Origin of the sequence: Kribbella jiaozuonensis (genome assembly GCF_005233875.1) — a bacterium.
Lineage (GTDB): Bacteria > Actinomycetota > Actinomycetes > Propionibacteriales > Kribbellaceae > Kribbella > Kribbella jiaozuonensis.
Genome location: NZ_SZPZ01000001.1, coordinates 975,551 through 999,808 on the forward strand (window position 1 = coordinate 975,551; position 24,258 = coordinate 999,808).

Annotated in this window: 29 protein-coding genes; 13 read left to right on the forward strand and 16 right to left on the reverse strand. The window is 69.2% G+C overall.

Annotation, left to right across the window (positions count from 1 at the left end):
• The first annotated feature begins 7 nt into the window (after nt 1–7).
• A complete protein-coding gene (locus tag FDA38_RS04710) occupies nt 8–883 on the forward strand; it encodes a LysR family transcriptional regulator (RefSeq protein ID WP_137252821.1) in 876 nt (291 codons plus the stop codon).
• Here the strand turns inward: FDA38_RS04710 and FDA38_RS04715 are convergent.
• Nucleotides 880–1,575, reverse strand: coding sequence for a TetR/AcrR family transcriptional regulator (locus FDA38_RS04715; RefSeq protein WP_202877552.1), 696 nt, complete (start codon nt 1,573–1,575; stop codon nt 880–882). The genes FDA38_RS04710 and FDA38_RS04715 overlap by 4 nt on opposite strands.
• 71 nt (nt 1,576–1,646) lie before the next feature.
• Here FDA38_RS04715 and FDA38_RS04720 point away from each other — a divergent pair, with 71 nt between their 5' ends.
• From FDA38_RS04720 to pepN, 3 genes are read left to right on the forward strand one after another with little or no spacing between them, the layout of a single operon-like run.
• Nucleotides 1,647–2,723, forward strand: coding sequence for an FAD-dependent oxidoreductase (locus FDA38_RS04720; protein ID WP_202877553.1), 1,077 nt, complete (start codon nt 1,647–1,649; stop codon nt 2,721–2,723).
• Nucleotides 2,724–2,732: 9 nt separating this feature from the next.
• The gene (locus FDA38_RS04725) at nt 2,733–3,104 is read left to right on the forward strand and encodes a hypothetical protein (protein ID WP_137252823.1); all 372 of its coding nucleotides are present in this window, start codon (nt 2,733–2,735) and stop codon (nt 3,102–3,104) included.
• Between the two features lie 10 nt (nt 3,105–3,114).
• Nucleotides 3,115–5,550: an aminopeptidase N gene (gene pepN / locus FDA38_RS04730; RefSeq protein ID WP_137252824.1), complete on the forward strand. Its 2,436-nt coding sequence runs from the start codon at nt 3,115–3,117 to the stop codon at nt 5,548–5,550.
• Here the strand turns inward: pepN and FDA38_RS04735 are convergent.
• Nucleotides 5,547–6,086 (reverse strand): RNA polymerase sigma factor, encoded by a 540-nt coding sequence (locus tag FDA38_RS04735; protein ID WP_137252825.1) that lies wholly within the window; start codon nt 6,084–6,086, stop codon nt 5,547–5,549. The two genes, pepN and FDA38_RS04735, sit on opposite strands and share 4 nt — an antisense overlap.
• Before the next feature lie 47 nt (nt 6,087–6,133).
• Between FDA38_RS04735 and FDA38_RS04740 the strand changes: the two genes are divergently transcribed.
• Both FDA38_RS04740 and FDA38_RS04745 read left to right on the forward strand, forming a co-directional pair.
• Nucleotides 6,134–7,144 (forward strand): serine/threonine-protein kinase, encoded by a 1,011-nt coding sequence (locus tag FDA38_RS04740; protein WP_137252826.1) that lies wholly within the window; start codon nt 6,134–6,136, stop codon nt 7,142–7,144.
• 17 nt (nt 7,145–7,161) lie between these two features.
• Nucleotides 7,162–7,761 carry a hypothetical protein gene (locus FDA38_RS04745; RefSeq protein ID WP_137252827.1) on the forward strand — a complete coding sequence of 200 codons (600 nt, stop codon included), beginning with the start codon at nt 7,162–7,164 and terminating at the stop codon, nt 7,759–7,761.
• Here the strand turns inward: FDA38_RS04745 and FDA38_RS04750 are convergent.
• From FDA38_RS04750 to deoC, 4 genes are read right to left on the reverse strand one after another with little or no spacing between them, the layout of a single operon-like run.
• A complete protein-coding gene (locus FDA38_RS04750; protein WP_137252828.1) occupies nt 7,755–8,768 on the reverse strand; it encodes a S66 family peptidase in 1,014 nt (337 codons plus the stop codon). The genes FDA38_RS04745 and FDA38_RS04750 overlap by 7 nt on opposite strands.
• Nucleotides 8,769–9,614: an aldehyde dehydrogenase family protein gene (locus FDA38_RS04755; RefSeq protein ID WP_233714522.1), complete on the reverse strand. Its 846-nt coding sequence runs from the start codon at nt 9,612–9,614 to the stop codon at nt 8,769–8,771. It lies immediately after the preceding gene.
• Nucleotides 9,615–9,633: 19 nt separating this feature from the next.
• Entirely contained in the window at nt 9,634–11,070 is a 1,437-nt protein-coding gene (locus FDA38_RS04760) for an aldehyde dehydrogenase family protein (protein ID WP_137252830.1), read from the reverse strand.
• Between the two features lie 5 nt (nt 11,071–11,075).
• A complete protein-coding gene (deoC, locus tag FDA38_RS04765; protein ID WP_137252831.1) occupies nt 11,076–12,032 on the reverse strand; it encodes a deoxyribose-phosphate aldolase in 957 nt (318 codons plus the stop codon).
• Between the two features lie 209 nt (nt 12,033–12,241).
• Here deoC and FDA38_RS04770 point away from each other — a divergent pair, with 209 nt between their 5' ends.
• The 4 genes from FDA38_RS04770 to FDA38_RS04785 all read left to right on the forward strand — a co-directional run bounded on the left by FDA38_RS04770 (nt 12,242) and on the right by FDA38_RS04785 (nt 15,122).
• Complete coding sequence (locus FDA38_RS04770) at nt 12,242–12,802, forward strand: PH domain-containing protein (protein WP_137252832.1); 561 nt, start codon at nt 12,242–12,244, stop codon at nt 12,800–12,802.
• Nucleotides 12,803–12,873: 71 nt separating this feature from the next.
• Entirely contained in the window at nt 12,874–13,206 is a 333-nt protein-coding gene (locus FDA38_RS04775) for a hypothetical protein (protein ID WP_137252833.1), read from the forward strand.
• Between the two features lie 335 nt (nt 13,207–13,541).
• A complete protein-coding gene (locus FDA38_RS04780; protein ID WP_137252834.1) occupies nt 13,542–14,492 on the forward strand; it encodes a neutral zinc metallopeptidase in 951 nt (316 codons plus the stop codon).
• Nucleotides 14,493–14,672: 180 nt separating this feature from the next.
• Nucleotides 14,673–15,122 carry a hypothetical protein gene (locus FDA38_RS04785; RefSeq protein WP_130444202.1) on the forward strand — a complete coding sequence of 150 codons (450 nt, stop codon included), beginning with the start codon at nt 14,673–14,675 and terminating at the stop codon, nt 15,120–15,122.
• Between the two features lie 45 nt (nt 15,123–15,167).
• Here FDA38_RS04785 and FDA38_RS04790 read toward each other — a convergent pair whose 3' ends face one another.
• Both FDA38_RS04790 and FDA38_RS04795 read right to left on the reverse strand, forming a co-directional pair.
• Complete coding sequence (locus tag FDA38_RS04790) at nt 15,168–16,799, reverse strand: phospho-sugar mutase (protein ID WP_137252835.1); 1,632 nt, start codon at nt 16,797–16,799, stop codon at nt 15,168–15,170.
• Nucleotides 16,800–16,808: 9 nt separating this feature from the next.
• Nucleotides 16,809–17,270 (reverse strand): gamma-glutamylcyclotransferase, encoded by a 462-nt coding sequence (locus tag FDA38_RS04795; protein WP_137252836.1) that lies wholly within the window; start codon nt 17,268–17,270, stop codon nt 16,809–16,811.
• Between the two features lie 31 nt (nt 17,271–17,301).
• Here FDA38_RS04795 and FDA38_RS04800 point away from each other — a divergent pair, with 31 nt between their 5' ends.
• From FDA38_RS04800 to FDA38_RS04810, 3 genes are read left to right on the forward strand one after another with little or no spacing between them, the layout of a single operon-like run.
• Entirely contained in the window at nt 17,302–18,681 is a 1,380-nt protein-coding gene (locus FDA38_RS04800; protein WP_137252837.1) for an NAD(P)H-quinone dehydrogenase, read from the forward strand.
• A gap of 2 nt (nt 18,682–18,683) precedes the next feature.
• On the forward strand, nt 18,684–18,962 hold the full coding sequence (locus FDA38_RS04805; protein WP_137252838.1) for a muconolactone Delta-isomerase family protein: 279 nt from the start codon (nt 18,684–18,686) through the stop codon (nt 18,960–18,962).
• A gap of 45 nt (nt 18,963–19,007) precedes the next feature.
• A complete protein-coding gene (locus tag FDA38_RS04810; RefSeq protein ID WP_137252839.1) occupies nt 19,008–19,409 on the forward strand; it encodes a helix-turn-helix domain-containing protein in 402 nt (133 codons plus the stop codon).
• Here the strand turns inward: FDA38_RS04810 and FDA38_RS04815 are convergent.
• Genes FDA38_RS04815 through FDA38_RS04845 form a run of 8 tightly spaced genes read right to left on the reverse strand, consistent with a single transcriptional unit; the run spans nt 19,361 to nt 24,256 of the window.
• Nucleotides 19,361–20,041 (reverse strand): DUF6390 family protein, encoded by a 681-nt coding sequence (locus FDA38_RS04815; RefSeq protein ID WP_202877554.1) that lies wholly within the window; start codon nt 20,039–20,041, stop codon nt 19,361–19,363. The two genes, FDA38_RS04810 and FDA38_RS04815, sit on opposite strands and share 49 nt — an antisense overlap.
• Nucleotides 20,038–20,256: a HypC/HybG/HupF family hydrogenase formation chaperone gene (locus FDA38_RS04820; protein ID WP_137252840.1), complete on the reverse strand. Its 219-nt coding sequence runs from the start codon at nt 20,254–20,256 to the stop codon at nt 20,038–20,040. Before FDA38_RS04820 ends, FDA38_RS04815 begins: the two co-directional genes overlap by 4 nt.
• A gap of 4 nt (nt 20,257–20,260) precedes the next feature.
• Nucleotides 20,261–20,362, reverse strand: coding sequence for a DUF6893 family small protein (locus FDA38_RS43600; RefSeq protein ID WP_380091395.1), 102 nt, complete (start codon nt 20,360–20,362; stop codon nt 20,261–20,263).
• Nucleotides 20,362–20,865, reverse strand: a complete 504-nt coding sequence (locus FDA38_RS04825; protein WP_137252841.1) for a hydrogenase maturation protease — start codon at nt 20,863–20,865, stop codon at nt 20,362–20,364. The genes FDA38_RS43600 and FDA38_RS04825 overlap by 1 nt, the downstream gene beginning before the upstream one ends.
• Nucleotides 20,862–22,139 (reverse strand): hypothetical protein, encoded by a 1,278-nt coding sequence (locus FDA38_RS04830; protein WP_137252842.1) that lies wholly within the window; start codon nt 22,137–22,139, stop codon nt 20,862–20,864. The genes FDA38_RS04825 and FDA38_RS04830 overlap by 4 nt, the downstream gene beginning before the upstream one ends.
• On the reverse strand, nt 22,136–22,768 hold the full coding sequence (locus tag FDA38_RS04835) for a DUF6084 family protein (protein WP_137252843.1): 633 nt from the start codon (nt 22,766–22,768) through the stop codon (nt 22,136–22,138). Before FDA38_RS04835 ends, FDA38_RS04830 begins: the two co-directional genes overlap by 4 nt.
• On the reverse strand, nt 22,761–23,429 hold the full coding sequence (locus tag FDA38_RS04840) for a DUF5947 family protein (protein WP_202877555.1): 669 nt from the start codon (nt 23,427–23,429) through the stop codon (nt 22,761–22,763). Before FDA38_RS04840 ends, FDA38_RS04835 begins: the two co-directional genes overlap by 8 nt.
• Nucleotides 23,426–24,256 (reverse strand): NifU family protein, encoded by an 831-nt coding sequence (locus FDA38_RS04845; RefSeq protein ID WP_137252844.1) that lies wholly within the window; start codon nt 24,254–24,256, stop codon nt 23,426–23,428. The genes FDA38_RS04840 and FDA38_RS04845 overlap by 4 nt, the downstream gene beginning before the upstream one ends.
• Between the last annotated feature and the right edge of the window lie 2 nt (nt 24,257–24,258).

Consider the following 24,258-nt stretch of genomic DNA (forward strand, 5'->3'; position numbering starts at 1 on the left):
TGATCCCATGCGGTACGACCTCGACGATCTCCGGCTCTTCACGCATGTCGCGGCAGAGGGCTCGATCACCGCCGGCGCGCGGGTGATGCACCTCAGCCTGCCTTCGGCCAGCTCGCGGGTCAGAGCCCTCGAAGCGCAGGCCGGCGTACCGCTCCTGATCCGCGAGCGCCGCGGCGCCCGGCTCACTCCGGCCGGGGCCACGCTGGCCCGGCATGCCCGCGAGGTTCTCGCCGAGACGACCAGGTTGGACAGCGCGGTCGCGTCGTACGCCGTCTCCCGGACCGCGCCGATCCGGCTGGTCGCGGGTGGTTCCGCGATGCACCAGCTCGTCCCGGTCGCCCTCGCCACGTTCCTCCGCGAGCATCCGGAGTACGACGTGAACGTCAGCGAGCGCCGTACCGTCCGCAGTGTCCGCCTGCTCGCGGCAGGGGAGGCCGACTTGGGCGTGATCCTCGACGACGAGCCGACCTCACTGCGGACCGAACCCCTCGCCGACGACTCGCTGGTCGTCATCGGCCAGGCCGGTGGCACGCTCGCCGGCCGCACCTCGATCGCGTACGCCGAAGTCGCCGAGCATCCGCTCGTCGGTCTCGACCGCAACTCCCCGCTCACGCAATGGATGGACGACCGCCTCGGCCCGCATGCCCCGGCCCCGCGCTACCGCACCGTCGTACCGACTCTGCACACGCTGATCACCCTCGCGACCGCAGGCGCCGGCCTGGCGATCGTCCCGCGCCGGGCCGTCGACGCGATCGCCGTGCTGGACATCTGCCCGCTGCAGGACGCGTGGTCGACCCGCGCGCACCTCCTCTGCTACGCCGCGAACGCGCCCGAGTCCGCCCACCTGCTCGCCGGCCACCTGCACGCGGCGGCGAACGCCTAGCTCTGCTTCTGGATGCCGTCGATCAGGTAGCTCAAGCCGAGGTCGAAGATCTCGGCCGCCGTCCGATGGGGTGCGTCGTGGACCCATTCCTCGAGTGCCGGGTAGTTGCCGCTAGCAAACATTCGCTTGATGTACGGCGCGGTCGCGTGCTGCCACTGATGCTTGTCGAGACCGGATCCGCGTTCGGCCCGGCGCTCGGTGACCTCCTTGCGGACGGCGCCGACCAGGTAGACGCTCAGCGCGTCGAGAGCGCCCGACATCTGGTCGAGGTCGAGCCCGGTGGCGCGGAGTGCGGTCAGCGACGCCTCGGTGTGTGCGAGCGTGGCCGGTCCGAAGCGCGGCCGGCCGCCCATCAGGTCGGCGAACCACTCGTGCCGCAGGGCAACCTCGCGGATCCCGGTCGCGATGGACCGCAGTACGTCGCCCCAGGTCGAACCGGTCGGCGCCGGGATCTCGCCGTACACGGTGTCCACCATCAGCTCGAGCAGCTCGTCCTTGGTGTCGACGTACCGGTAGAGGCGCATCGGGCCGGCGTCGAGCGCGCCGGCGACCTTGCGCAGCGACACCGCATCCAGCCCGTCGACGTCGGCGAGGTCGATCGCGGCTCGGACGATGCGCTCCCGGCTGAGCGGACTCAGCCGGCGCCGCTCGGTCGGTTCGGGCCGCTCCCAGATCAGGGGACTGTCTGTCACGGTCACGACGATACACCTGCTTCGTTCGATACAGTGTATAAATCAATACACTGTATCGAGAGGAGCGGATCATGATCGCGATCATCGGCGGCGGCCCGGGCGGCCTCACGCTCGCGCGAATCCTGCACGTCCACGGCATCGCCTCCGTCGTGTTCGAGCGCGACGCGTCCGGCGCCGCTCGCAGCCAGGGCAGCATGCTCGACCTGCACACCGACACCGGTCAGGCCGCCCTGCAGACGGCCGGTCTCGAGCGGGAGTTCCTCGCGGCCGCCCGCGGCGAAGGGCAGGACCACCGCATCCTGGACCACACCGGCACGATGCTGCTCCAGGAGGACACCCCGGACGACGCGCCGATGCTGCGCCCGGAGATCGACCGCGCAGACCTGCGGGACATCCTGCTGAGCTCGCTCCCCGCGCAGACGGTCCGCTGGGGGAGCGCCTTCACCCACGCGGAACCGCACGAGGGCGGATATCTGCTGCACTTCGCCGACGGCAGTACGGCGACGTGCGACCTCCTCGTCGGCGCGGACGGCGCGAATTCCCGGGTCCGTCCGCTGCTCACCGACGTCGAGCCGACGTACTCCGGCAAGGTCGTGGTGCAGAGCTCGATCCACGACGCCGATCGAACCCAGCCCGAGCTGGCCGAGATGGTTGGCCGCGGCAACTACTGGGTGTTCGGCCCGGACCGGCTGCTGGGCGCGCAACGCAACGGCAACGGCGTGGTCCAGGTGAGCATCTCGATCCAGGCTCCGCTCGACCTGGACCCCGCGGAGGCGATCGACCTTCCGGACGGATGGGCTCCGCAGTTCCGGCGCCTGCTGGCCGCCTGCGACGAGCCGTTCGTCGTACGTCCGGCGTACCTGCTGCCGATCGGCATGACCTGGCCGCGCCGATCGGGTCTCACCCTGCTCGGGGACGCCGCGCACTTGATGCCGTCGCACGGTGAAGGCGCGAACCAGGCCATGCGCGACGCCGCCGAGCTCGCGCAGGCGATCGCCGCGCATCCAGCCGACCTGGACGCCGCCCTCGAGCAGTACGAGCCGGCCATGTTCGCGCGCACCAGCAAGGTCGCGCGGATGTCGGCCGAGATCGCGGAGATGATGACCGGGCCTGATGCCGCCCAGAAGGTCCTTGCGTTCTTCGGCTAGCGTGCGGGTATGGACGAGGTCGGCATTCCGCTGCAGGCGTTCGGCGCGTTGCTGCACAGCCAGAACATCGGCATGGTGTGCCGGGCGTTGAACATGTACCAAGTAGCCGCGGCGTACACGCAGGTCAGCGGCGGAAACCCGCTCGAACCGATGGCCGACGAGGTACGAGGTGTCGCGCGCGAGATCCTGTCCCGGCCGCCGGCCGAGGACGAGGAGATGCGCGCAGGCTTCGATCACATCTCCGCGCTGAACGTGCTGAGCGTCCTCGCTCAGCCTGCGGACGCCGAGCTGATCACAGCAGTGCTCGAGAACACGACGAACGAGGAGATTCGCGCGGTGGCGAAGCTGGCGGCCGCCACAGCTCGCACCCAGCCGGGATAGCGTGCTCTGCATGCGCGCGCTGACTGTAGAAGAGGCCCGGCAACGGGCGGCGGACCTGGACCTGCGGTCGTACGAGGTCGCCTTCGACCTCACCGGCTCGGGTGACACCTTCGTCACGACCAGCCGGATCCGCTTCGGGGCCACGAGCAGCACGAGTTGGGTCGACGTGAAGCCCGAGCGGCTGATCAGCGTCGTACTCAATGGTCAGGCGCTCGATGTCGGTGCGCTCGACGGCGGCCGCTTCCCGCTCAGCGGGCTGACGGCCGAGAACGAGCTGGTCGTGACCGCCGAGCTGAAGTACTCCGCCGACGGCGAGGGCATGGTGCGATCCGTCGACCCCGCCGACGGACGCGTCTACACGTACGGCATGTCGTCGCTGGAGTCCGCCCCGCGGTACTTCCCCTGCTTCGACCAGCCTGACCTCAAAGCGCCGTACACGATGACGGTGAAGTGCCCCGAGGACTGGGTTGTCCTGGGCAACGGCGCCGCGACGCAGACCGCGCCAGGGGAGTGGATGCTCGCCGAGACCAAGCCGCTCTCGACGTACTTCGTCACGCTCGTCGCCGGCCCGTACCACCTGATCCGCAGCGAGTACGACGGGATCCCGCTCGGTCTCGCCTGCCGGCAGTCGCTGCAGGAGCACCTGGAACGCGACGCCGAGGACCTGTTCCGGACGACCCGCGACGCGTTCGACGAGTACCACCGGATGTTCCGGCAGCGGTACCCGTTCGGCGAGTACTGGCAGGCGTTCGTGCCGGACTTCAACCTCGGCGCGATGGAGAACCCGGGCTGCGTGACGTTCACCGACACGCTGGTGTACCGCGGGCAGGCGACCGAGGCCGAGCGCAGCACCCGCGCCCGGATCGTCGTGCACGAGATGGCGCACATGTGGTTCGGCGATCTGGTCACGATGAAGTGGTGGAACGACATGTGGCTGAACGAGTCGTTCGCCGAATACATGGCGCATCGGGTGTCCGAGGACGCGACTTCGTACGGCGGTAACTGGACGGATTTCGCATTCGTGCGGAAGTGGTGGGGGCTACAGACGGATCAGAGCAGTTCGACGCATCCGGTCGCGCCGGACAGTCTCAAGGACGCTCGGCAGTCGCTTGACGACTTCGACGGGATCTCATACGCCAAGGGCGCGGCGGTGCTGAAGCAGTTGGCGAAGTACCTGGGGGACGACGTGTTTCTCAAGGGCGTCAATGCGCATCTCGAGGCGCACGAGTACGGGAACGCCGATCTGCAGGAGTTCATCGAGAAGCTGACCGAGGCCGGCGCCCGGGACCTGGATGCGTGGTCGGACCAATGGTTGCGTACGTCGGGCTTGGACACGCTCTCGGTCGAGCGGACCAGCTCAGGCGTCATCGTGCATCGGAAGAGCCCGGACGAATCGCGCCGGCTGCACAAGCTGAGCGTGGGTGGGTATGCCGAGGACGGATCGGCAACCCTGACAGACGTGGTGCTGACCGAGGATTCGGAAGAAGTTGCGATGGGCAACGAAGCGGTCGTGGTGCCGGATGCCAACGACGACACTTGGGCGAAGATCCGGCTGGATGCGGCGAGCCTGGCGAATCTGACCGAGGTGTTGCCGAGGATCGCGGACAGCACGACCCGCGCGGTGGTGTGGAACTCGGTGCGGGACTCGGTGGCGGATGCTGAGCTGGATCCTCGACGGGCGCTGGAGCTGTTCGTTGCCGCGCTCCCGCACGAGGACAGCGACATCGCGGTCGGCTCGCTGGCGCAGTGGCTCGAGGGGCGGGTGCTCGGCCGCTACCTCGACTACGACCAGGCCCGCGGACCGGTCGCCGACGCGCTCGGCAGCAAGCTCGCGACCACAGCCCCGGGCAGCAGTCTGCAGTTGATCACTGCGAGGACCTTCGTCGCGACGACGAACGATGCCGCCCTGCTCACCGCCTGGCTGACCGGTGACGCTCCCGAGGGGCTGGAGATCGACGCGGATCTGCGGTGGTCGATCGTCTTTCGGCTCGTGCTGCTCGGTGCGTTCGGCGCGAGCGAGATCGACGCCGAGCTCGCTCGGGACAAGTCCACCGAGGGCGTGACGCAGGCGGCCCGCTGCCGTGCGGCTCTGCCCGACGGCAAGGAAGCCGCCTGGACCCGGATCATGACCGACCCGGCGATCGGCGTACAGGAACTGCTCGCCACGGCGGAAGGGTTCTGGCATCCGTCCCAGAACGCGATCACCGCGCCGTACGCCCGGCGGTTCTTCACCGACATCCCGCGGACCGCGGAGATCCGGGCCGGCATGGTGGTCGGGCTGACGGCGACCCGGATGGCCCCGAAGTACGCGATCGACGAGGAGCTGATCGCGCCGGCCGAGGCGCTGATCGCGGACGAGAGCGTGGTCTCGGGTATCCGCCGGCAGACCGCGAACTTCCTCGACGACCTGCGCCGGGCGATCGCGGTACGCCGGACCTTCGGCTAACGGACGGTGAGACGTTCCGCGACGGCCTTGCGGGCCTGGTGGATCCGGGCCTTCACGGTCCCGAGCGGTACGTCGAGCTCGTCGGCGATCTCGGCGTACGACAGCGCGCCGAGATCGCGCAGGACCAGCGGCTGGACCAGCTGCGGGTGGCTGGACTCGAGCGCCTCGAGGGCCTCCAGCAGGTCGAGGCGGGAGCCGGCGATCACCGATGTAGTGCGCGGGTCGACGGACTCCGGCAGCACCTCGGCGGACTGCTCGACCGAGCGGCGCTTCAGCGACCGATAGGTCTGGCGGGCCTGGTTGGTGGCCACGATCGTCACCCAGCCCGCGAAGCTGCCGGTGCCCTTGAACGTGTGCACCTTGTTGGCGACCTGCAGCAGGGTGTCCTGGACCGCCTCCTCGGCGTCCTCGCGGTAGGGCAGGAACTTCGCCACCCGCCGCTGCACCTGCGGCCGGATCGCCTGCAGGAGTCGTGGAAGTACTGTCTGGTCACCCCCGGCTGCGCGGGCTGCCAGCTCTTCCAGCTCCTCGTTCATCGTCCCCCAGTCACTGTTGAGCTCACCTGTGGTCGACAATAGCCGGGATGGATGTCATCGGGCGGTACCGGTTGCAGGACAAAATCGGCGCAGGTGCGTTCGCGACCGTCTGGCGGGGGTACGACGACGACCTGGATGTCGACGTCGCCGTCAAGGTCCTCGCGGACAACTGGGCGTCGCGCGCCGACGTGCGCGAACGGTTCCTGTCCGAGGCACGCCTGATGCGCCGGATCGCCAGCGACCGGGTGGTCCGGGTCTTCGACCTGGGCAAACTCGACGACGGCCGGCCGTACTTCGTGATGGACTACATCGGCGGCGGCACGCTCGGCGACGTACTCCGGCAGGGCCCGGTCGACGCGGTGGACGCGCTGTGGTGGGGCGCGGATCTGGCCCGGGCTGTGGCCGCACTGCACGGCGAGGGCGTCGTACACCGCGACGTCACCCCGGCGAACCTGCTGCTGCGACCGGGTGACGAGTCCGGCGGCGGCACCCATCGGATCGTGCTCGCCGACCTGGGCCTGGCGAAACGCGCCGCGGAGGCGTCCGGGCTCACGCAGGCCGTCGGTACGCCGTCGTACATGGCGCCCGAGCAGGGCCGCGGCGACGGCGGATTCGACGAGCGGGCCGATATCTACGCGGTCGGCGCGGTCACGTACGCGCTGCTCACCGGGCACCCGCCGTACGTCGCTGGCTCGATCGGCGAGGTGCTGAACCGCGACCCGGACCTGGCGCCGCCGAGCCTGCGCTCGGTGCTGCACGACTCGGTCGGACCGCTCGACGACATCTTCGGGCGGGCCCTGGCCTATCGGGTGGTGGACCGCTGGGAGCGCGCGGACACGCTGGCCGAGCGGCTCGAGGCCGAGGCGTACCGGCTCGAGCAGGAGGCGCCGCTGCGCGCCGAGGAGCGGACCGCGATCACCGACGAGGACCTGGACACCACCGTCGCGACCGACCCACCGGTCCGGCGACGTCGCCGGACGCGGATGTGGTTCCTGCTGGCGCTGCCCTTCGTCTTCGTGGCAGCCGGCGTCGGCGGCTGGTTCCTCTTCGGCCGGTGATTTCTTAGAGTAGTCACGTGACTACTTTCTGCAGTCTCGTGGTGACACTTGCCCTTCTCACGCCGGCCCCTGCCCAGCCGGTTGCCAGCTATGCCTGCCGCGCCAACACCAAGTTCGGCCAGCACACCCTGTCGCTGCACCAAGCCGTGAACGCGACCGCGCCGGCAACCGTCCGGCCGAACACCCGCTTTACCGTCGCCGTCGATCTCCAGCCGGGGACGCTGCCGACTGAGGTCAAGGGCTTCAAGCTCCAAGAGGTCCGCGACCTCGCCCTCCGCATCCCCGTCCCCGCCAACACGTCCTACGTCAGTGCAAAACTGTCCGGCGGCTCAGGCCTGAACTCGACCCCATCCGTTCAGCTGGACGGAAACACCGCGGTCGTCAAGGTCGCCGGTCCGATCTCGGGCGGCGCGAGCTACCAACTCCCGACCCTCAGCGTGCGACTGAAATCCGGCCGCAAAGGAACGACGATCCAGACCAAGCTCAAAGGCACCAGCTACGACGATCCCGGCCTCACCCTGCAGGCGAAGATCAAGTGGAAGTTCCTCACCACGACCGCCCCGGTCGCCTGCTACCCGGACCCGAACCCCGCCTTGACCAGCACGAGGGTTCAGTAGACGACCGTGATCCGTTCCGCGGCCGGGTCGATCCGGACCTGGCCGCCGTACGGAAGCACGAGCTGGGGATCCGTGTGCCCGATGTCCAGCCCCTTCACGACCACTGCGGTCGGGTTGTACTCCGTGAGCGCGCGATCGACCGCGAGGTACTGGCCGGTGACGTACTCGAAGGACTGCTCCGGCGTCATCTCGTGGAACAGCGACGACGACTTCGGCCGGCCCCAGAGGACGGCGTCGAAGCGTTCGAGCAGGCCGCGTTCGCCGAGGTTGCGGAGGATCCGGTAGACGGTCTCGGACGACGGCAGTTCTTCGCTGGTCTCGCCGAAGAACACCCCGCCGTACGACTCGGTCGGGAGCATCCAGCGGTTCGCGGACAGCTGCCAGTCGAGGATCTCGATGCAGCCGCCCCAGAGCTTCCCGCTGACCGTCTGCGTGCCGCTCCAGGTCCAGCCGGTGCCGGGGAACAGCGGCGGCTCCGTCTCGAGGTTCTCGGGGACGGCCCAGTCGTGGTCGACGTCGGTCCAGCCCTCGGCCGGTGTCAGCGCGAACTCGCCGCCGGTGAACATTGCCGCCCGCAACGATCGCTCGGTGTCGGGGTGCATCGCGCCGCCGCGACCGAACTGCACCATCACGCTGCCGCCGTGGAAGGCCGGCACCCCCGCCGTGTGCAGGAAGTTGAGCAGGTTCGTGTTGTCGCTGTACCCGAAGAACGGCTTCGGATCGGCCTGGAACACGGCCGGGTCCAGATACTTCAGCACGGTGAGCTGGTCGTCGCCGCCGATGCTCGCGAACACTGCGCGGATCGACGGATCCGACCAGGCCGCGTGCAGATCGTCGGCGCGCTCCTCCGGCGTCGACTGGAGCTTCCGGGTCGTCGGGTACTCGACCGGCTCCAGCTCGAAGTCTTCGCGCAGCCGGCGCAGTCCCTGTTCGTACGGCCCGGGGAAGATCTCCGGCAGTCCCCGGGACGGCGAGACGATCGCGACCCGGTCACCTGGCTTCAGCACTCAGACTCCGATCGGGTGCCAGACGGTCTTCAGTTCGAGGTACTGCGTGAGCCGCGACATGCCCTGGTCCGCGGACCAGTCCTCCTCGGCGGGACGGCGTACCCGCTTGAGGTTGTCGGCCGCGGCGATCTCGAGCTCGGTCGCCTCCTCGGGGTCGACGATGCCGCACAGGTCGATCGCGTTGACGTCCATGTGCGACGCCAGCCACGGCCCGACCTCGGACGCCGATCCGGTGAGGATGTTGACCACCCCACCCGGTACGTCGGAGGTCGCCATCACCTCGCTCAACGTGATCGCCGGCAGCGGCCGCTCGAACGACGAGACCGCGACCACGGTGTTGCCGGAGACGATCGCCGGCGCGATCACGCTGGTCAGGCCGAGCAGGCTGGAGTCCTGCGGCGCGAGCACCGCGACCACGCCGGTTGCCTCAGGCAACGAGAAGTCGAAGTACGGGCCGGCGACCGGGTTGCTGGAGCCGACCACCTGGGCGAGCTTGTCGGCCCACCCGGCGTACCAGACCCAGCGGTCGATCGACTCGTCCACGACCGCACGGGCCTTGGAGATCGACAGCCCTTCGGATGCGGCGACCTCGGCACTGAACTGCTGGTGCCGGCCTTCCATCACCTCGGCGATCCGGTACAGCACCTGACCCCGGTTGTACGCCGTCCGCGCATGCCAGCCGCCGAACGCCTTGCGGGCCGCGACGACCGCGTCCCGGGCGTCCTTGCGGGAGGCCTGCGACGCGTTCGCGAGAAACTTGCCCTTGGCATCGGTCACGACATACGACCGACCCGATTCGCTGCGCGGGAAGGCGCCGCCGACGTAGAGCTTGTAGGTCTTTCGCACCTCGAGCCTCTGTGGTTCCTTAGTGGGCAAGGTAGGCCTCCAAGCCGTGGCGACCGCCCTCGCGGCCGTAGCCCGACTCCTTGTACCCGCCGAACGGCGAGGTCGGGTCGAAGCGGTTGAACGTGTTCGCCCAGACCACGCCGGCGCGCAGCTGGTTCGCCATCCAGAGGATCCGGGAGCCCTTGTCGGTCCAGATCCCGGCGGAGAGCCCGAAGGGGGTGTTGTTCGCCTTCTCGACCGCCTCCTGCGGAGTGCGGAAGGTCAGCACCGACAGCACCGGCCCGAAGATCTCCTCGCGGGCGATCCGGTGCGCCTGCGACACCCCGGTGAAGACGGTCGGCGGGAACCAGTAGCCGTTGGCCGGCAGCTCGCACTCCGGCGACCAGCGCTCGGCGCCCTCGTCCTCGCCGATCTGCGACAGCTCGCGGATCTTCGCCAGCTGGGCCGCCGAGTTGATCGCGCCGATGTCGGTGTTCTTGTCCAGCGGGTCGCCGACACGCAGCGTGCCCATCCGGCGCTTCAGCCGCGCCAGCACCTCGTCGTACACGCTCTCCTGGACCAGCAGCCGCGAGCCCGCGCAGCAGACGTGGCCCTGGTTGAAGAAGATGCCGTTGACGATGCCCTCGATGGTCTGGTCGATCGGCGCGTCCTCGAAGACGATGTTCGCCGCCTTGCCGCCGAGCTCGAGCGTGACCGCCTTGTGCGTGCCGGCCACCGACTTGGCGATCGCCCGGCCGACCTCGGTCGAGCCGGTGAACGCGACCTTGTCGACGTCCGGGTGCTCGACCAGCGCCTGCCCGGTCCGGCCCGCGCCGGTGACGATGTTGACCACACCCGGCGGCAGATCGGCCTGCTGGCAGATCTCCGCGAACGCCAGTGCGGTCAGCGGAGTCGTCTCGGCCGGCTTCAGTACGACGGTGTTGCCCGCGGCCAGCGCCGGCGCGATCTTCCAGGCCAGCATCAGCATCGGGAAGTTCCACGGGATCACCTGGCCCGCGACACCCCACGGCTGCGGGTCGTCGCCGACACCGGCGTACTCGAGCTTGTCGGCCCAGCCCGCGTAGTAGAAGAAGTGCGCGGCCACCAACGGGATGTCGACGTCGCGGGACTCGCGGATCGGCTTGCCGTTGTCGAGCGACTCCAGCACCGCCAGCTCACGCGAGCGCTCCTGGATCAGCCGCGCGATCCGGAACAGGTACTTCGCCCGGTCCTTGCCGCTCATCGGGCCCCAGACCTTCTCGAAGGCCTTGCGGGCCGCGCGAACGGCCTTGTCGACATCGGCCGGTCCGGCCTCGCTGACCTCGGCCAGCACCTCTTCGGAGGCGGGACTGATCGTCTTGAACGGCTTGCCGTCCGTCGCGTCGGTGAACTGGCCGTTGATGAACAGCCCGTACGACGACTTGATGTCGACGATGGCCCGCGACTCGGGGGCCGGTGCGTACTCGAATCTGCTCATGCCTGTCAGTCCAAGGTGAAGTAGTCGGGGCCCGGGTAGTGCCCGGTGGCCAGCTTGGTGCGTTGCATCAGCAGGTCGTTCAGCAGGCTGGAGGCGCCGAAGCGGAACAGTTCCGGGTCCAGCCAGTCCGGTCCGGCGGTCTCGTTGACCGTGACCAGGTACTTGATCGCGTCCTTCGCGGTCCGGATCCCGCCGGCCGGCTTGACGCCGATGTGCAGCCCGGTGGCCTCGTGGTAGTCGCGGACCGCCTCCAGCATCACCAGCGTGACGGGCAGCGTCGCGGCCGGTGACACCTTGCCGGTGGAGGTCTTGATGAAGTCCGCGCCGGCCAGCATCGCCAGCCAGGACGCGCGCCGGACGTTGTCGTAGGTGACCAGCTCGCCGGTCTCCAGGATCACCTTGAGGTGCGCGTCGCCGGCGGCCTCGCGGATCGCGGTGATCTCGTCGAAGACCAGGCCGTAGCGCCCGGACAGGAAGGCGCCGCGGTCGATCACCATGTCGACCTCGTCGGCGCCGGCCGCGACCGCGTCCTTGGTGTCCTGGACCTTGATCGCGAGGCTGGAACGTCCGCTGGGGAAGGCGGTCGCGACACTCGCGACGTTGATCCCGGAGCCCTTCAGCTCGTGCTTCGCGGTGGCGACCAGGTCCGGGTACACACAGACGGCGGCGACCTGCGGCGCCGTCGGGTCGGCCGGGTCGGGCCGTTTCGCCTTCGCACACAGGGCCCGCACCTTGCCCGGGGTGTCCTGGCCCTCCAGCGTGGTCAGATCGATCATCGAGATCGCCAGGTCGAGTGCGTAGGCCTTGGCGGTGGTCTTGATCGACCGGGTGCTCAGGGTGGCGGCCCGGACCTCGGCGCCGACCTGGTCGACGCCCGGCAGCCCGAGCAGGAACCGGCGCAGCCGGTCCTCGGACGAGGTCACGTCGGCCAAGCTGTCGACGCCGCTGTCGAGTGTGGTCACCTGTGGCAGTCTAGCCGTGGGCGGCGGCCCCGCGCCTACTGCGCGGCACTCGGCACGGCACCTCGGCGCACGGGAGGAAAGGCCACGATGAACCACATCGAGGCCTCCCCTCCCGCACGCCGAGCTACCGCACCGAGCACCTGCTCGCTACGGCGCGGGGCCACCGCCCACGGCTAGTGCCGTTCCGGACAGGCAGTTACCTTGTCCGGGTGAAGTCGAAGTCGCCCGAGAGCGAGCAGTACCTGTCCGCGTCGAACCGGATCACCGGGACCATCGTCCTGGTGATCGGCGTGCTCGGCCTGGTCGACGTGGTCCTGGAGTGGCGGACCGCCACCGGGCTGCTGGTCGGCAGCATCATCGCGATCTTCATGGTGCTGGCATACGTCTTCCTGATGCGGCCCTCGGTAACGCTCAGCCCCGAGAATGTACTGCTGCGTAACCACTTGCGTGATCATCTGATCCCGTGGTCCAAGGTGACCGGCGTCGATGTGACCGACATCCTCCGGGTGCACACCGAGGCGAACCGATTCCGGGCTCCCGGTGTCCAACTGGTCATGCGCGACCTTCGTAAGCAGCGTGTCGGCGGCCGGAAGCTGTCGGCGGACAACTCGCTCTCCAAGGCGGACTTCATCGTCAACCGGATCGAGACCCTCCAGGGCCAGTACTCCGAGCAATCGCAAGGTGACGTGATCACCAGCTGGGCCAAGCCCGAGCTGATCGCGATCGGAGTCCTCGCCGTGGTCGCGATCGTGGCCGCCGTGGTCCGCTGAGCGTCCTCAGCCGCCGCGTCCTGCTCCGCACCGGACTCGCGGCAGGCCGCCGGGCAAAGGTCGGCTACAGCGTGATTTACCCGGACGGGTACGACGCCTCGGCGAAGCTGCCCGTCGTGCTCGTCCTGCACGGTCGTGGGAGCGACCACACATCTGCGATCAACGACCTCGGCATCGACCGGTACCTGACCGCCACGGTGCAGGCAGGTACGCCGCCCTTCGCGCTCGCGACCGTCGACGGCGGCCAGAACAGCTACTGGCATCGGCGGGCCGACGGCAACGATCCCGGGGCCATGCTCGACCAGGAATTCCTTCCCCTGTTGGCCGATTGTGGTCGGGGCCCTGAGCCCGGCGCTGTACCGCAAGTACGACGACGTACAGGCCGGAGCGTTCGACGGGCCTGAGGACTTCGACCGAAGCCAGGTGTTCGGCCGGGCGGAGAGCTTCCGGGATGTTGCCGTTCGCATCGACTGCGGGCGGGACGATCCGTTCGCGCCGGCCGCGAACGAGCTCCGGTCCCAATTGCACGCGGCCGGCGGTCAGCAGACCGGGGCGCACACCCCCGGCTACTGGCGGCGTATGCTCCCTGACCAGTTGCGATTCCTGGGCGGAAAAGTGGGGCAGTGAGGGGAACTGTGGCGCGAATCGCCGCGTCAGAACCCGTGTTCAACCTCGGGTGAACCCCTGTGCACCCCAGGATTGGTCCGACAGGTCCCTAGACACATCGAGAGTGGAGCTCATGGTCAACCTCTCCCGTATCACCCTGCGCGGCGTGGCCGCCGTCGGTGCCCTGGCCGGCTTCGCCGCCCTGGCACTGCCGAACGCCCAGGCCGCGCAGACCTCCAGCACGACGACGTCGGCCAGCACGCAGGCCGCCGACACGAAGCCGATCGAGATCGGCACCGGTCTGGTCGCCGGCCCGCCGCCGGCTGGAGACGGTCTCACCACGAAGTCGTCGCTGACGAACGTCGTGCGTTACAACAAGCTGTACAAGACGGGTGCCATCCCCACGTCGAAGTGCAAGGAGCTCAACGTCTCGCTGCGCACCTTCGCGGGCGTCGTCGCTTACGAGAACAACCTGTACAAGTGCCTCTACGGCTCGTGGGCCCTGCCGCTGAAGCAGGCCGGCGCGGCGTACAAGGTGGCGCCGAAGCTGGTCGTCCACAACTCGAGCGCGGTCAACTCCCCGTGTGGCGTGGTCACCGGTGGCACCGCGTTCTTCTGTGGTGTCGGCAACGGCTACATCTACGTCCCGGCGTACGTGATCATCAACTACTGGAAGCAGAGCCCGACGATGGCGCGGGCGTACGCGACCTTCACGCTGTCGCACGAGTACGGGCATCACGTCCAGTGGCTGACCGGGATCCTGAACGCGTCCTGGGAGCGCCAGCGGGCCTTCAGCACCTACGCCGCGCAGCTCGAGGAGAGCCGTCGTCGTGAGCTGCAGGCGTCCTGCCTCGGCGGTGCCGTGGACGGCGCGAACAAGCGCAACTACCCGTTCAGCGGTGGCTTCATGACCCAGTACAACTGGGTGATCAGCAACAGCGGTGACCAGCCGGGCGGCGTGCGGGACCACGGTTCGATCAAGAACCACGCCTTCTGGGTGACCGCCGGCTTCAACGCGCGGCACAGCTACACGGTCGCGGGCAACTGCAACACCTTCAACGCGTCTTCCGCGTACGTCGCCTGACCTCAGGTGCGGACAGAAGTCGCGTAGCACGTAACTCGGCCGCCCGGTACGCGTTGGCGTACCGGGCGGCTGTTGCGTTTTGGCGACACCTGCACGATCTGCGATCGTGTGGTTACTTGTTTCGGGTGCGGACGCCCTAGAGTTTCTGAGTCGAGCCTCGAACGGCAGGAGTCAAGGACAGTGAACTACGACGAGTTCAACACCGAGTACGCCAAGGTGCTGGACAAGATCAAGAGCGGTCGTTCCACCTGGTCGGAGCTGTCCGGGCACGTCACCCGGCTCCGGCAGGCGACGACCGGCATCACCTCACCGGTGGAGCGCACCCAGGTCGACCACGACCTCGCGGCGCTGAGCCAGATGGTGGACATGTCGCGCCGGACCAACGACAAGGAAGACGTCTGGACGGTCACGTCCGACGCGATCCGCAAGGCCAGCAGCCAGGAGGGTTCGGTCGCCGACCGGATCGCCCGGATCGAGGCCAGCATCAACGACATCACCGCCCTCGCCAACCGCAACCCGGACGAGCGGGACGCGCTGATGCAGTCCACCAGCACGCTCCGCATCCTGCACTCGTCGCTGCAGAGCTCCCTGCACGCCGAGGAAGCCGAAGCCGCCGCAGCCGCGCGCTGAGCCGGGGAGCCACCCGCCAGGTGCTCCCCAGCTGCTCTACGGCTGTTACAGACCCAGCGCGGTCGACAGGGTTTGCTTGATGCCGGACAGGTCCTCGCCTGCCCGGCGCCGAGCACTTGCGACATCGGTGCTGACCGGCACGACCACTTCCAGGTAGCACTTCAGCTTCGGCTCGGTCCCGGACGGCCGCACGACTACGCGGGCTCCGTCGGAGAGTGTGTACCGCAGGCCATCCGTGGGGGGCAGCGTCTCGGAGCCCTGGCTCAGGTCGTCGATCCGCTCGACGGTGTAGTCGCCGAGCGTCGCGGGCGGTGTGGCGCGAAGGCGTTCCATCGCCTGGGCGATCAGCGACAGGTCGTCGACCCGCACCGCCAGCTGGTCGGTCGCGTGCAGGCCGTGCTTGACGGCCAGATCGTCCAGCAGATCCTGCAACGTGCGCCCCGCGGCCTTCGCCTGCGCGGCCAGTTGCAGCACCCGGACCAGCGTCGACACGCCGTCCTTGTCCTTCACGGCCGCCGGGTCGACGCAGTACCCGAGCGCCTCCTCGTAGCCGAACACCAAGTCCGGCACCCGCCCGATCCACTTGAACCCGGTCAGCGTCTCGACGTACCGGACGCCGTACGACGCGGCGATCTTGCCGAGGAGCGACGACGACACGATCGAGCACGCGGCGACGCCGGTAGGCCCGGGTGCGAGCAGGAACTCGCCGAGCAGCGCGCCGAGCTCGTCTCCCCGCAGCATCCGCCAGGAGCCCGACTCATCCACCGGGATCGCGACCGCGCACCGGTCGGCGTCCGGGTCGTTCGCGACCGCGATGTCCGCGTCCATCGAGCGGGCCAGCTCGAGCGCCGCGTCGATCGCGCCCGGCTCCTCCGGGTTCGGGAACGAGACGGTCGGGAAGTCGGGGTCCGGGTCGGCCTGGGACGCCACCACCTGCGGTACGGCGAACCCCGCGCGCGCGACTGCGGCTTCGACCAAGGTCCGTCCGACGCCGTGCAGCGGCGTGTAGGCGACCTTCAACTCCCGAGGGGCGTCGGCCGGCACCAGGTCGGCGATGCGGTCCAGGTACGCGTTCAGCAGGTCGTCGCCGGTCGTCTGCCAGTCGTCCCCACGCGGTACTTCGGCCAGCGGGCCGACCGCTGCGATGGCGGCCGCGATCTCCGCGTCCGCGGGCGGCACGATCTGCGAGCCGTCGCCCAGATAGACCTTGTAGCCGTTGTCCTGCGGCGGGTTGTGCGACGCGGTCACGACCACGCCCGCCACCGCGCGCAGATGCCTGATCCCGAACGCGACGACCGGCGTCGGGGTCGGCCGGTCCAGCAGTACGGCGTCCAGGCCCGCGCCACGGATCACGGCCGCCGTGTCCTGCGCGAACACGTCCGACTTGTGGCGGGCGTCGTACCCGATCAGGACCGGTCCGTCGGTGAGGCCCTTGGCCTTCAGGTACGCCGCGAGCCCGGCAGCGGCCCTGATCACGACGACCCGGTTCATCCGGTTCGGTCCGGCGCCGACGGCTCCGCGCAGGCCCGCCGTACCGAACTCGAGGGTGCCGGCGAAGCGGTCGGCCAGCTCAGTGGTGTCCCCGGCATCCAGCAGCGCCTGCAGCTCGGCGCGGGTGTCAGGGTCGGGGTCCTCGCTCAGCCAGGCGTCGGCGGCGGCCTTCAGATCTTGGGTCACATGGGCACTCTAATGACCGGACGACTGACAAGGGCGCGAACGCAGGTCCGCGACGTAGTCGTCCGGGGCGCCGGCCGCCTCCGCGGCCTCGGCGAGGATGCCCAGGTAGCGGGCCGAGGGCAGGCCGCCCTCGTAGGCGTTCAGCACGTACATCCAGGCCAGCTGCTCGCCGTCCAGGGTCTGCACCCGGACCTGGATCTTGCTGTAGACGTCCTGGGCGATCCATTCCCACTCGTCCAGGCGCTCGACGTCCTTCGGGTGGACGTCGTACAGCGCGACGAAGACCTGGTTGGCCGGGTCGGACGGGTCCTCGACCACGGTGGCCATCGAGCCCTCCCAGCCGAGCTCCTCGCCGCCGAAGGTGAGTCGCCAGCCGTGGATCCACCCGGTCCCGCGCAGCGGGGAGTACGGGCACCGGTCGGCCATCAGGTTCGGGTCCAGATTCGACGCAAACGCGGCGTACAGGGTCACGACGACACAGGATACGGAACAATGGCCTCTCGTGGCGCGAGTTGTGATCATCGGAGGCGGTCCAGGCGGGTACGAAGCGGCGAGTGCGGCCGCCCAACTCGGCGGGGAGGTGACGGTCGTCGATTCCGACGGAATCGGCGGTTCCGGCGTGCGCACGGACGCGGTTCCGAGCAAGACCCTGATCGCCACCGCCGAGGTGATGACCGAGGTGGAGGAGGCGGGCGAGCTCGGCGTCCGGCTGGACGACGGCGACGACGATCCGGCGAACTCCGTGCGTGTCGATCTCTCCGTCGTCAACAAACGGGTCAAGGCGCTGGCGACCGCCCAGTCCGAGGGCATCGAGCGCCGGCTGGACTCCGACAAGGTCCGGATCGTCAGGGGCCGCGGCCGGCTCGACGGGCCGGAGACCGTGGTCGTCGGCGACGAACGGCTGGACGCCGATGTGATCCTGATCGCTACCGGTGCAAGGCCGCGCATCCTCAAGGGGTCCGAGCCGGACGGCGAGCGGATCCTCACCTGGGAGCAGGTCTACGAGCTCGACGAGCTGCCCGAGCGGCTGATCGTGGTCGGGTCCGGTGTGACCGGTGCGGAGTTCGCCAGCGCGTACGACGCGCTCGGCAGCGACGTCGTACTCGTGTCCTCCCGGGACCGGGTGCTACCGGGCGAGGATGCTGACGCGGCAGCGGTGCTGGAGGACGTGTTCAAGCGGCGCGGGCTGACCGTGCTGAGCAAGTCCCGGGCCGAGTCGGTCAAGCGGCACGGCGACGGGGTCGTGGTGACGCTCACCGACGGCCGGACGGTCGAGGGTTCGCACGCGCTGCTCGCGGTCGGATCGCTGCCGAACACCGATGACATGAACCTGGTCGAGTCGGGCGTGTCGCTCACCGACAGCGGCTTCGTGCAGGTCGACCGGGTGTCGCGGACCACGGCCCGCGGCGTCTATGCGGCCGGCGACTGCACCGGCGTACTCATGCTCGCCTCGGTGGCCGCGATGCAGGGCCGGATCGCGATGGCGCACGCGCTCGGCGACGCCGTCAGACCGTTGGACCAGTCAACGGTCTCCGCGAACGTCTTCACGGCGCCCGAGATCGCCACCGTCGGCCTGACCCAGGCAGTCGTGGACGCCGGCGGGAGTACGGCGCTGGTCGTCAAGGTCGCGCTCGCCGACAACGCCCGCGCCAAGATGCAGGGCGTCCGTGACGGCTTCGTCAAACTCTTCTGCCTGCCCAACACCGGCATCGTCGTCGGCGGGGTAGTCGTGGCCCCGCGGGCCAGCGAGCTGATCCACCCGATCTCGCTCGCCGTGGCCGCCCGCCTCACCGTGGACCAGGTGGCCCAGTCCTTCACCGTCTACCCGTCGATCTCGGGCTCGGTCGCCGAGGCCGCCCGCCGCCTGCACCTGAGGAACTGACGATGAAGTTCCTCGTGTTGTGGCAGATGGAGCTGAGTCTGCTGTCGCCGGAGATGGCCCGGGCGGTGGGGGCGATGCCCGAGTACGGGCAGCGGCTCGAGCGCGAGGGGAAGGTGCTGTCCCGGTACCACGTGGTCGGATCGCACGGCGGGGCGTGGATCTACGAGGTGGACTCGCACGAGGAGTTCGAACGATTGCTGGGCCGGGCGCCGGTGTTCAATTTCGCCCGGTACACGGTGCACGCCCTGGCGGAGATGGAATCCAGGCCGCGGAGCGATTGACGCCGTCACGCGCTGCGGTGGAAGGTTGCTGCAGGGGGTTGGCGTATGTTCGAGGATCGCAGCGAGGTGGCTGTTGACCGGCATCTGGTGGTCAGCCATCGGCTGCGCGCGCGACGGGTGCAGCTCGGGCTGACGCAGAAGCAGCTGGTCAGCCGGTTGGCGCGGCGCGGGATTCGCACCACCAACAAGACGTTGTCGAGCTTCGAGCACGGCGCCGGGGTCGATGTGGTGCGGTTGCCGGAGCTGGCCGGAGCGCTCGACTGCACCGTGACCTATCTGCTCGGCCTGACCGAGGACCCGGCCCGCTGGGAGCCGGATCGGTCCGGCCCGCCGGATACCCGGCCGGTGTCGCGGCCTGCGGTTCTCAACTCACCCGGAGTGGTCAACCAGCTGGACGGTCACGGGATACTTGGTCCGGACATACCAGCGCGGCCGCCGAGGCGCTGATTCACCAGCTCCAGGTGGTACGCCGAATAGTGGCGTAAGGCAACCAATTGCGCCGGCGACAGCCGGTCGCAGACCCAGCCCCAGTGCAGCGACACCCAATCGCCCGGATGCAGGGGCTCGATCAGCTCGACGCTGCCGAGACCGAGCGTCGCGGTGTCCCGGCCGGGCAGGCCGAGCGCCAGGCTGGTCCCGTCCCAGACCAGTGGCCGCGACTCGACGACCACCCGGCCGCCCGCGGCCGAGATCACCTTGCCCCACCGGATCCGGCACTGGTCGAGCACCTGGAGCGCATGCTCGGTACGGCGTTCGTCGTGCAGCAGGCCCGCCCACGGGTAGTGGCAGAACACCTGGAAGCTGTGGTGCGGCAGCCCGTCGTCGGAGGCGCCGGCCCGGTCGAGCAAGCGGTTGCCGACCCAGTAGGCCTCGACCACCTCGCGGTCGAGCGGGTCCGACGTACCGGTGGCGTCCGCGATCACCCGCAGTTGCGGCCAGGCGCCCTCGAACTGCTTCGCCAGCGCGCGGAACCGGACGCCGGTCCGGCCCTCGAGCAGGGCGCCGGCGTCGGCGGGTCCGCAGTACCCGAGCTGGTTGGGTGCGAACGCGTACCGCGCGAACATCGCCGGCCCGTTCACAGGTCGACCCCGAAGAACGCGTACGCGTCGGCGGCGCGTTCGGCCGACATCCGCTCCAGTGCGAACCCGCTGTGGATCAGCACATACTCACCGGGGACGAACGGCCCGTCGAGCAGCGACACGTTGATCTCCCGGACGACCCCTGCCACCTCGACCCGGCCGAGGTCGGCGCCGGTCGGGCAGTCGACCACGCGGCCCGGAATGCCCAGGCACATCGGGCTACATGTCCCTCATCCGGAGGTAGCGTCGGACGTCGTCCAGCCCGTAGTACCCCAGTCCGACGAGCAGCAGCAGTACGACGGCCACCAGCATCCAGCGCATCACAACGTCCCCTCCGCCACACCGGGCCGGGATGCCGGTCCGGAGACCCGACCGGTGATCAGGTCGACCACCAGCTGCGCCGCGGTCCCGACAGCGTCCTGGACGGCCGCCGACAGTCCGATCCCGGCGTCGACGGCGGCCGGTTCGCAGCCGACCACGACTACAGGACCCACAGTGCCACCGAGTCGCGGCACAAGCGAGAGCACAGCGTCCGGTCCGAGGTCATGAGCGTCCATACTCACCTCGGGACCCGGCTCCGCGCCGGGCTCGGCCTCGATCACGTAGACCGTCCCCGGGGGCCCGCCGCGCTGGACCGCGTCGACCAGGACGACGAGTTCGTACGGTTCAAGCAGTTGATAGGCGAGGTGGATCCCGCGGATCCCGAAGTCCTGCACCTCCACCCCGTCCGGGAGACTGCGCTGCGACAGCTCCGCGACGACGGCCACCCCGAAGGCGTCGTCGCTGCAGAACAGGTTGCCCAGGCCGGCCACCAGAACGGTCATGTCATCGGCTCCAGTTCGTCCGGACTGAAGTACAGGTACCGGCCGTGCGAGCGCTGTACCTCGCCTTCCTCGCCGTCCAGCGCGACCGCGACGTGGGTCTCGCCGTCGACATCGGACAGTACGGCGACCACCGTCCCGAACCGCCCGGTCAGGAACATGTCCTGCGCGTCCGCCCGCTTCACCCCAGGTCGGAGCCGGACCCGCGTACCGTTGCCAACGGCAACACCGCCGACCTGGACCGTGTCGGTCGCCGGCGAGACCGTGCTGTCCATCCCGGGGTCCCACCAGGGCTTGCTGACCGGCTCCGGCTCGGTGACCTTGCGCAGGTAGCGGATCGTGCCGTGCAAGCGGTCCTGGAACTCCGCCGGCAGGGTGTCGATCCGGTCCAGCAGCTCGGCCGTGCGCGGGTCGGTGCCGCGGACCTCACGCTTCTCCTCCTCGGTCAGCGTCATCGTGCGCAGGCTGAGGATCTCGTCGATCTCGGTCGCGTCGTACAGATCGCCCTGGCTCTCCGGGGCGATCCGCGGATGGTCGTACAGGATGATCGGCGACGACAGCACCAGGTCGCCGGCGAGCACCGGGTAGAGCCCGATGTTGTCGCAGCCGGCGGCGTACGCCCTGGCCCACTCGGGCGGTTCCAGCAGCGAGATGAACCGGCAGCCCTCGGCCGCCACCAGCACGTGATGGGCGATCAACGCCTGCCGGAGTGCGCCGACCCGTTCCGAGCTGCCGTTCGGGGTGGTGTTCTCGACCCGGATCCGCAGCCGGGTCACGCCGTACGGGCCGGGGAGCTTTTTGATGCTCAGGGCAACGGTTCCGGTGATCGGCTGCCGGGTCCGGCGGAGGAAGCCGGCCGTGCCGATCGGCTCGGTCTCGGTGCCGCCGGGAAGGTGGAACGGCACCTCACGCGGGAACCGCTGCAGCCGGGTGGTGATGTCGACGGTTCGCACCACCGCCTCGTCCCACGGGCGGTACGTCGCATCCTCGGTCTCCAGCACCGTGACCTCGGCCTTGTCGGCGTCCAGGACGTGCCGCCACTGTGCCTGCAGGAAGCGCAGCCGCACGGTGATCACCGCGTCGTCGCCGTCGAGCAGGCACTCGGTCTGCGACCAGGAACGCTCGGACGGGTCCACCGCCGAGTAGTCCGGCGGCATCAGTACGCCGAACTGCCAGCGGACCCGGTTCTTCCCGTCCGACGCCCGGTACGGGTAGAGGACATACCCCTCGAACAACAGCGCGTCCGCGAGCTCCTGGACGGCGTCGAACTCGTTCATTCCAGCTGTTCCTTCAGGAGTCGCTCGATCGCGTCGTCCCAGCCGGGCAGGGCTTCCCGCGTGCGGTACCGGTACAGCCGGTCGAAGGTGTCCTGCCGCAGCCGTAGCCAGGCGGCACCCGGGAAGTGCTGGTCCATCGCCTCCCGCCACACCACGACCGGTAGTTCGTACGACGTCTCTTTCTGCCAGGCGACCGGTGTCACCGAGAGGGTGCCGGGACGGCCGGTGAAGATCGTCCCGTTGAACAACAGCAGCAGCGGTACGCCGCCTTCGCGGACGGCGTACAGGTACTTGTGGGCGGCCACGTCGAAGTCGTAGCTGCACGGCAGACTCAGGTCGGTCTCGGTGACACCGGTGAAGCCGGGCACCATCTGGGTGACGAACGCCAACTGCAGCGGTTTCAGCGTCTCGCCCCACCGGGACCGAGCGCCGAACAGATCGGCCAGCCCCTCGGCTTCCTCGTCGGTGTAGCGGCGCCGGATCGGCTCGATCCTGATCTGGCAGCGCAGCGCCACCGCGTGCACGGGGGTGCCGGTCGTCTCTTCGATCCGCAGCCGCATCCGGATGGACGGTGTCGCGGCGTACCGATCGGCTTCCGCGCCGGTGCAGCTGAACTCCAGGTCAACCACGGCCTCGCTCCTGAACCCCCGCGAAGAACTCGTCGATCCGCCGCCAGACGTCCTCTCCACCGGCGAATCCCTCCCAGTACTGGCGCACGATCCCGACCAGCTCGTAGCAGGCGTCGATCGGCACCAGATGACATTCGAAGCCGCCGTCGAGCCGGCGCAGCAGCACGGCCTCCACGTCCGGGAGGAGCTCCTGCAGTTGCGGATCGCCGGCCACCACCTCGTTCCACGCGGTCAGGTCGAGCAGCGACTCGGTGGCACCACCCGGGCTCGGGTAGAAGGCGACGTACCGGCCCTGATCGGACTGGTAGAAGAGGAACGCCAGGTTGACCGGGATGCCCATCGCGTCCCACTGCGCCGCCGACAGAGCGAAGCCCGCGTTGGCCCGATAGCGATCCGGCACCGAGCGGTAGTGCCCGTGCGATGCGCCGCCGTCCGTGAACAGCAGATAGCAGGATCGGCACGTGCACAGCAGCCGGTGATCCTGGATATCGGCCAGATGCGAGTGCTGCGGACCGATCGGTACGGCGCACATCTCGCACTGCTCACCCGGCGCACCCTGCTCCCGGACCCCGCCGGTGAACTCACGAAGGACCGCAACCGGATCGACAACCGGCCGCGGCTTGTTCCGCGCGAGTGAGCGCAGGTTCGGCGGTGGTCTCACGCCGGTTGCACCCCCGGGATCGCGACCTTCCATCCCGAGCCCTCCGGCAGCAGCGGCAGCGCTTCAAGCGGCGACCCCACCACAGCCCGGCCGGCCAGGCGTACGTCGTACTGCGCTGTGCACCGTGGACAGGTGAGCCGATCACCGTCCAGCCGCCCGTGGTGCAGAGCGGACGCGCACGCCGGGCAGGTGTTCCGGTAGGCGAACAACGCGCCGGCCAGGTTGGCCACCATCACGTCGAGCCCGCCGACAGTTAGGTGCTGGACCTGGCCGGGGGGTGGGACCAGGTCCAGCTGGTGCCAGCCGTCCCGATGAGGGCGGAACGGCTCGATGGTCAACAGGGACTGCTTCTCCTTCACCATGCCCTCGACGTCGACCGCGATCGCCTCAGGAGCGGCGTCGAGGACAGCGTTCTCGACGGTCAGCCGGACCGTCGCCGTGGACCCCGGACAGCCGTCGCAACTGCCCTGCAGCCGCAGGTGCACGACACCGTCGTCGTCGAGTCCGAGGTAGTCGATCCCGCCGGCATGTGAGCCCAAGTACGGGCGGACCGAGTCCAGCGCGTTCTGGATCCGGGTCGCGACATCGTCGGGGTGCAGGTCGTGCAGCAGCAGCAGACCGGCAACAAGGTCGTCCCCGGCCAACTGCCGGACCTGCGGCTCGTCCAGCAGGCCCAGCAGTTGCTCGAGGCCGGCGCCGTGCAGTGTCAGCACCGCGCGGACCAGTTCTTCCACCTGTCCGGCCAGCTTCGGATCGGCGCGCCGCTGAACCTCGTCCAGCAGTACGTCGATCCGTTCGCTCAGCTCCTGGACGTCGTGTCGATCCATGG

What these genes read in the sequence shown, in the direction of transcription:
- FDA38_RS04805 (WP_137252838.1), top strand. Translation starts at nt 18,684, where the DNA reads ATGAAGTTCCTCGTGTTGTGGCAGATGGAGCTGAGTCTGCTGTCGCCG.
- FDA38_RS04740 (WP_137252826.1), top strand. Translation starts at nt 6,134, where the DNA reads ATGGATGTCATCGGGCGGTACCGGTTGCAGGACAAAATCGGCGCAGGT.
- FDA38_RS04820 (WP_137252840.1), bottom strand. Translation starts at nt 20,256, where the DNA reads ATGTGCCTGGGCATTCCGGGCCGCGTGGTCGACTGCCCGACCGGCGCC.
- FDA38_RS04735 (WP_137252825.1), bottom strand. Translation starts at nt 6,086, where the DNA reads ATGAACGAGGAGCTGGAAGAGCTGGCAGCCCGCGCAGCCGGGGGTGAC.
- FDA38_RS04810 (WP_137252839.1), top strand. Translation starts at nt 19,008, where the DNA reads ATGTTCGAGGATCGCAGCGAGGTGGCTGTTGACCGGCATCTGGTGGTC.
- FDA38_RS04845 (WP_137252844.1), bottom strand. Translation starts at nt 24,256, where the DNA reads ATGGATCGACACGACGTCCAGGAGCTGAGCGAACGGATCGACGTACTG.
- FDA38_RS04760 (WP_137252830.1), bottom strand. Translation starts at nt 11,070, where the DNA reads ATGAGCAGATTCGAGTACGCACCGGCCCCCGAGTCGCGGGCCATCGTC.
- FDA38_RS04725 (WP_137252823.1), top strand. Translation starts at nt 2,733, where the DNA reads ATGGACGAGGTCGGCATTCCGCTGCAGGCGTTCGGCGCGTTGCTGCAC.
- FDA38_RS43600 (WP_380091395.1), bottom strand. Translation starts at nt 20,362, where the DNA reads ATGCGCTGGATGCTGGTGGCCGTCGTACTGCTGCTGCTCGTCGGACTG.
- FDA38_RS04710 (WP_137252821.1), top strand. Translation starts at nt 8, where the DNA reads ATGCGGTACGACCTCGACGATCTCCGGCTCTTCACGCATGTCGCGGCA.
- FDA38_RS04780 (WP_137252834.1), top strand. Translation starts at nt 13,542, where the DNA reads ATGGTCAACCTCTCCCGTATCACCCTGCGCGGCGTGGCCGCCGTCGGT.
- FDA38_RS04720 (WP_202877553.1), top strand. Translation starts at nt 1,647, where the DNA reads ATGATCGCGATCATCGGCGGCGGCCCGGGCGGCCTCACGCTCGCGCGA.
- FDA38_RS04830 (WP_137252842.1), bottom strand. Translation starts at nt 22,139, where the DNA reads ATGAACGAGTTCGACGCCGTCCAGGAGCTCGCGGACGCGCTGTTGTTC.
- pepN (WP_137252824.1), top strand. Translation starts at nt 3,115, where the DNA reads ATGCGCGCGCTGACTGTAGAAGAGGCCCGGCAACGGGCGGCGGACCTG.
- FDA38_RS04825 (WP_137252841.1), bottom strand. Translation starts at nt 20,865, where the DNA reads ATGACCGTTCTGGTGGCCGGCCTGGGCAACCTGTTCTGCAGCGACGAC.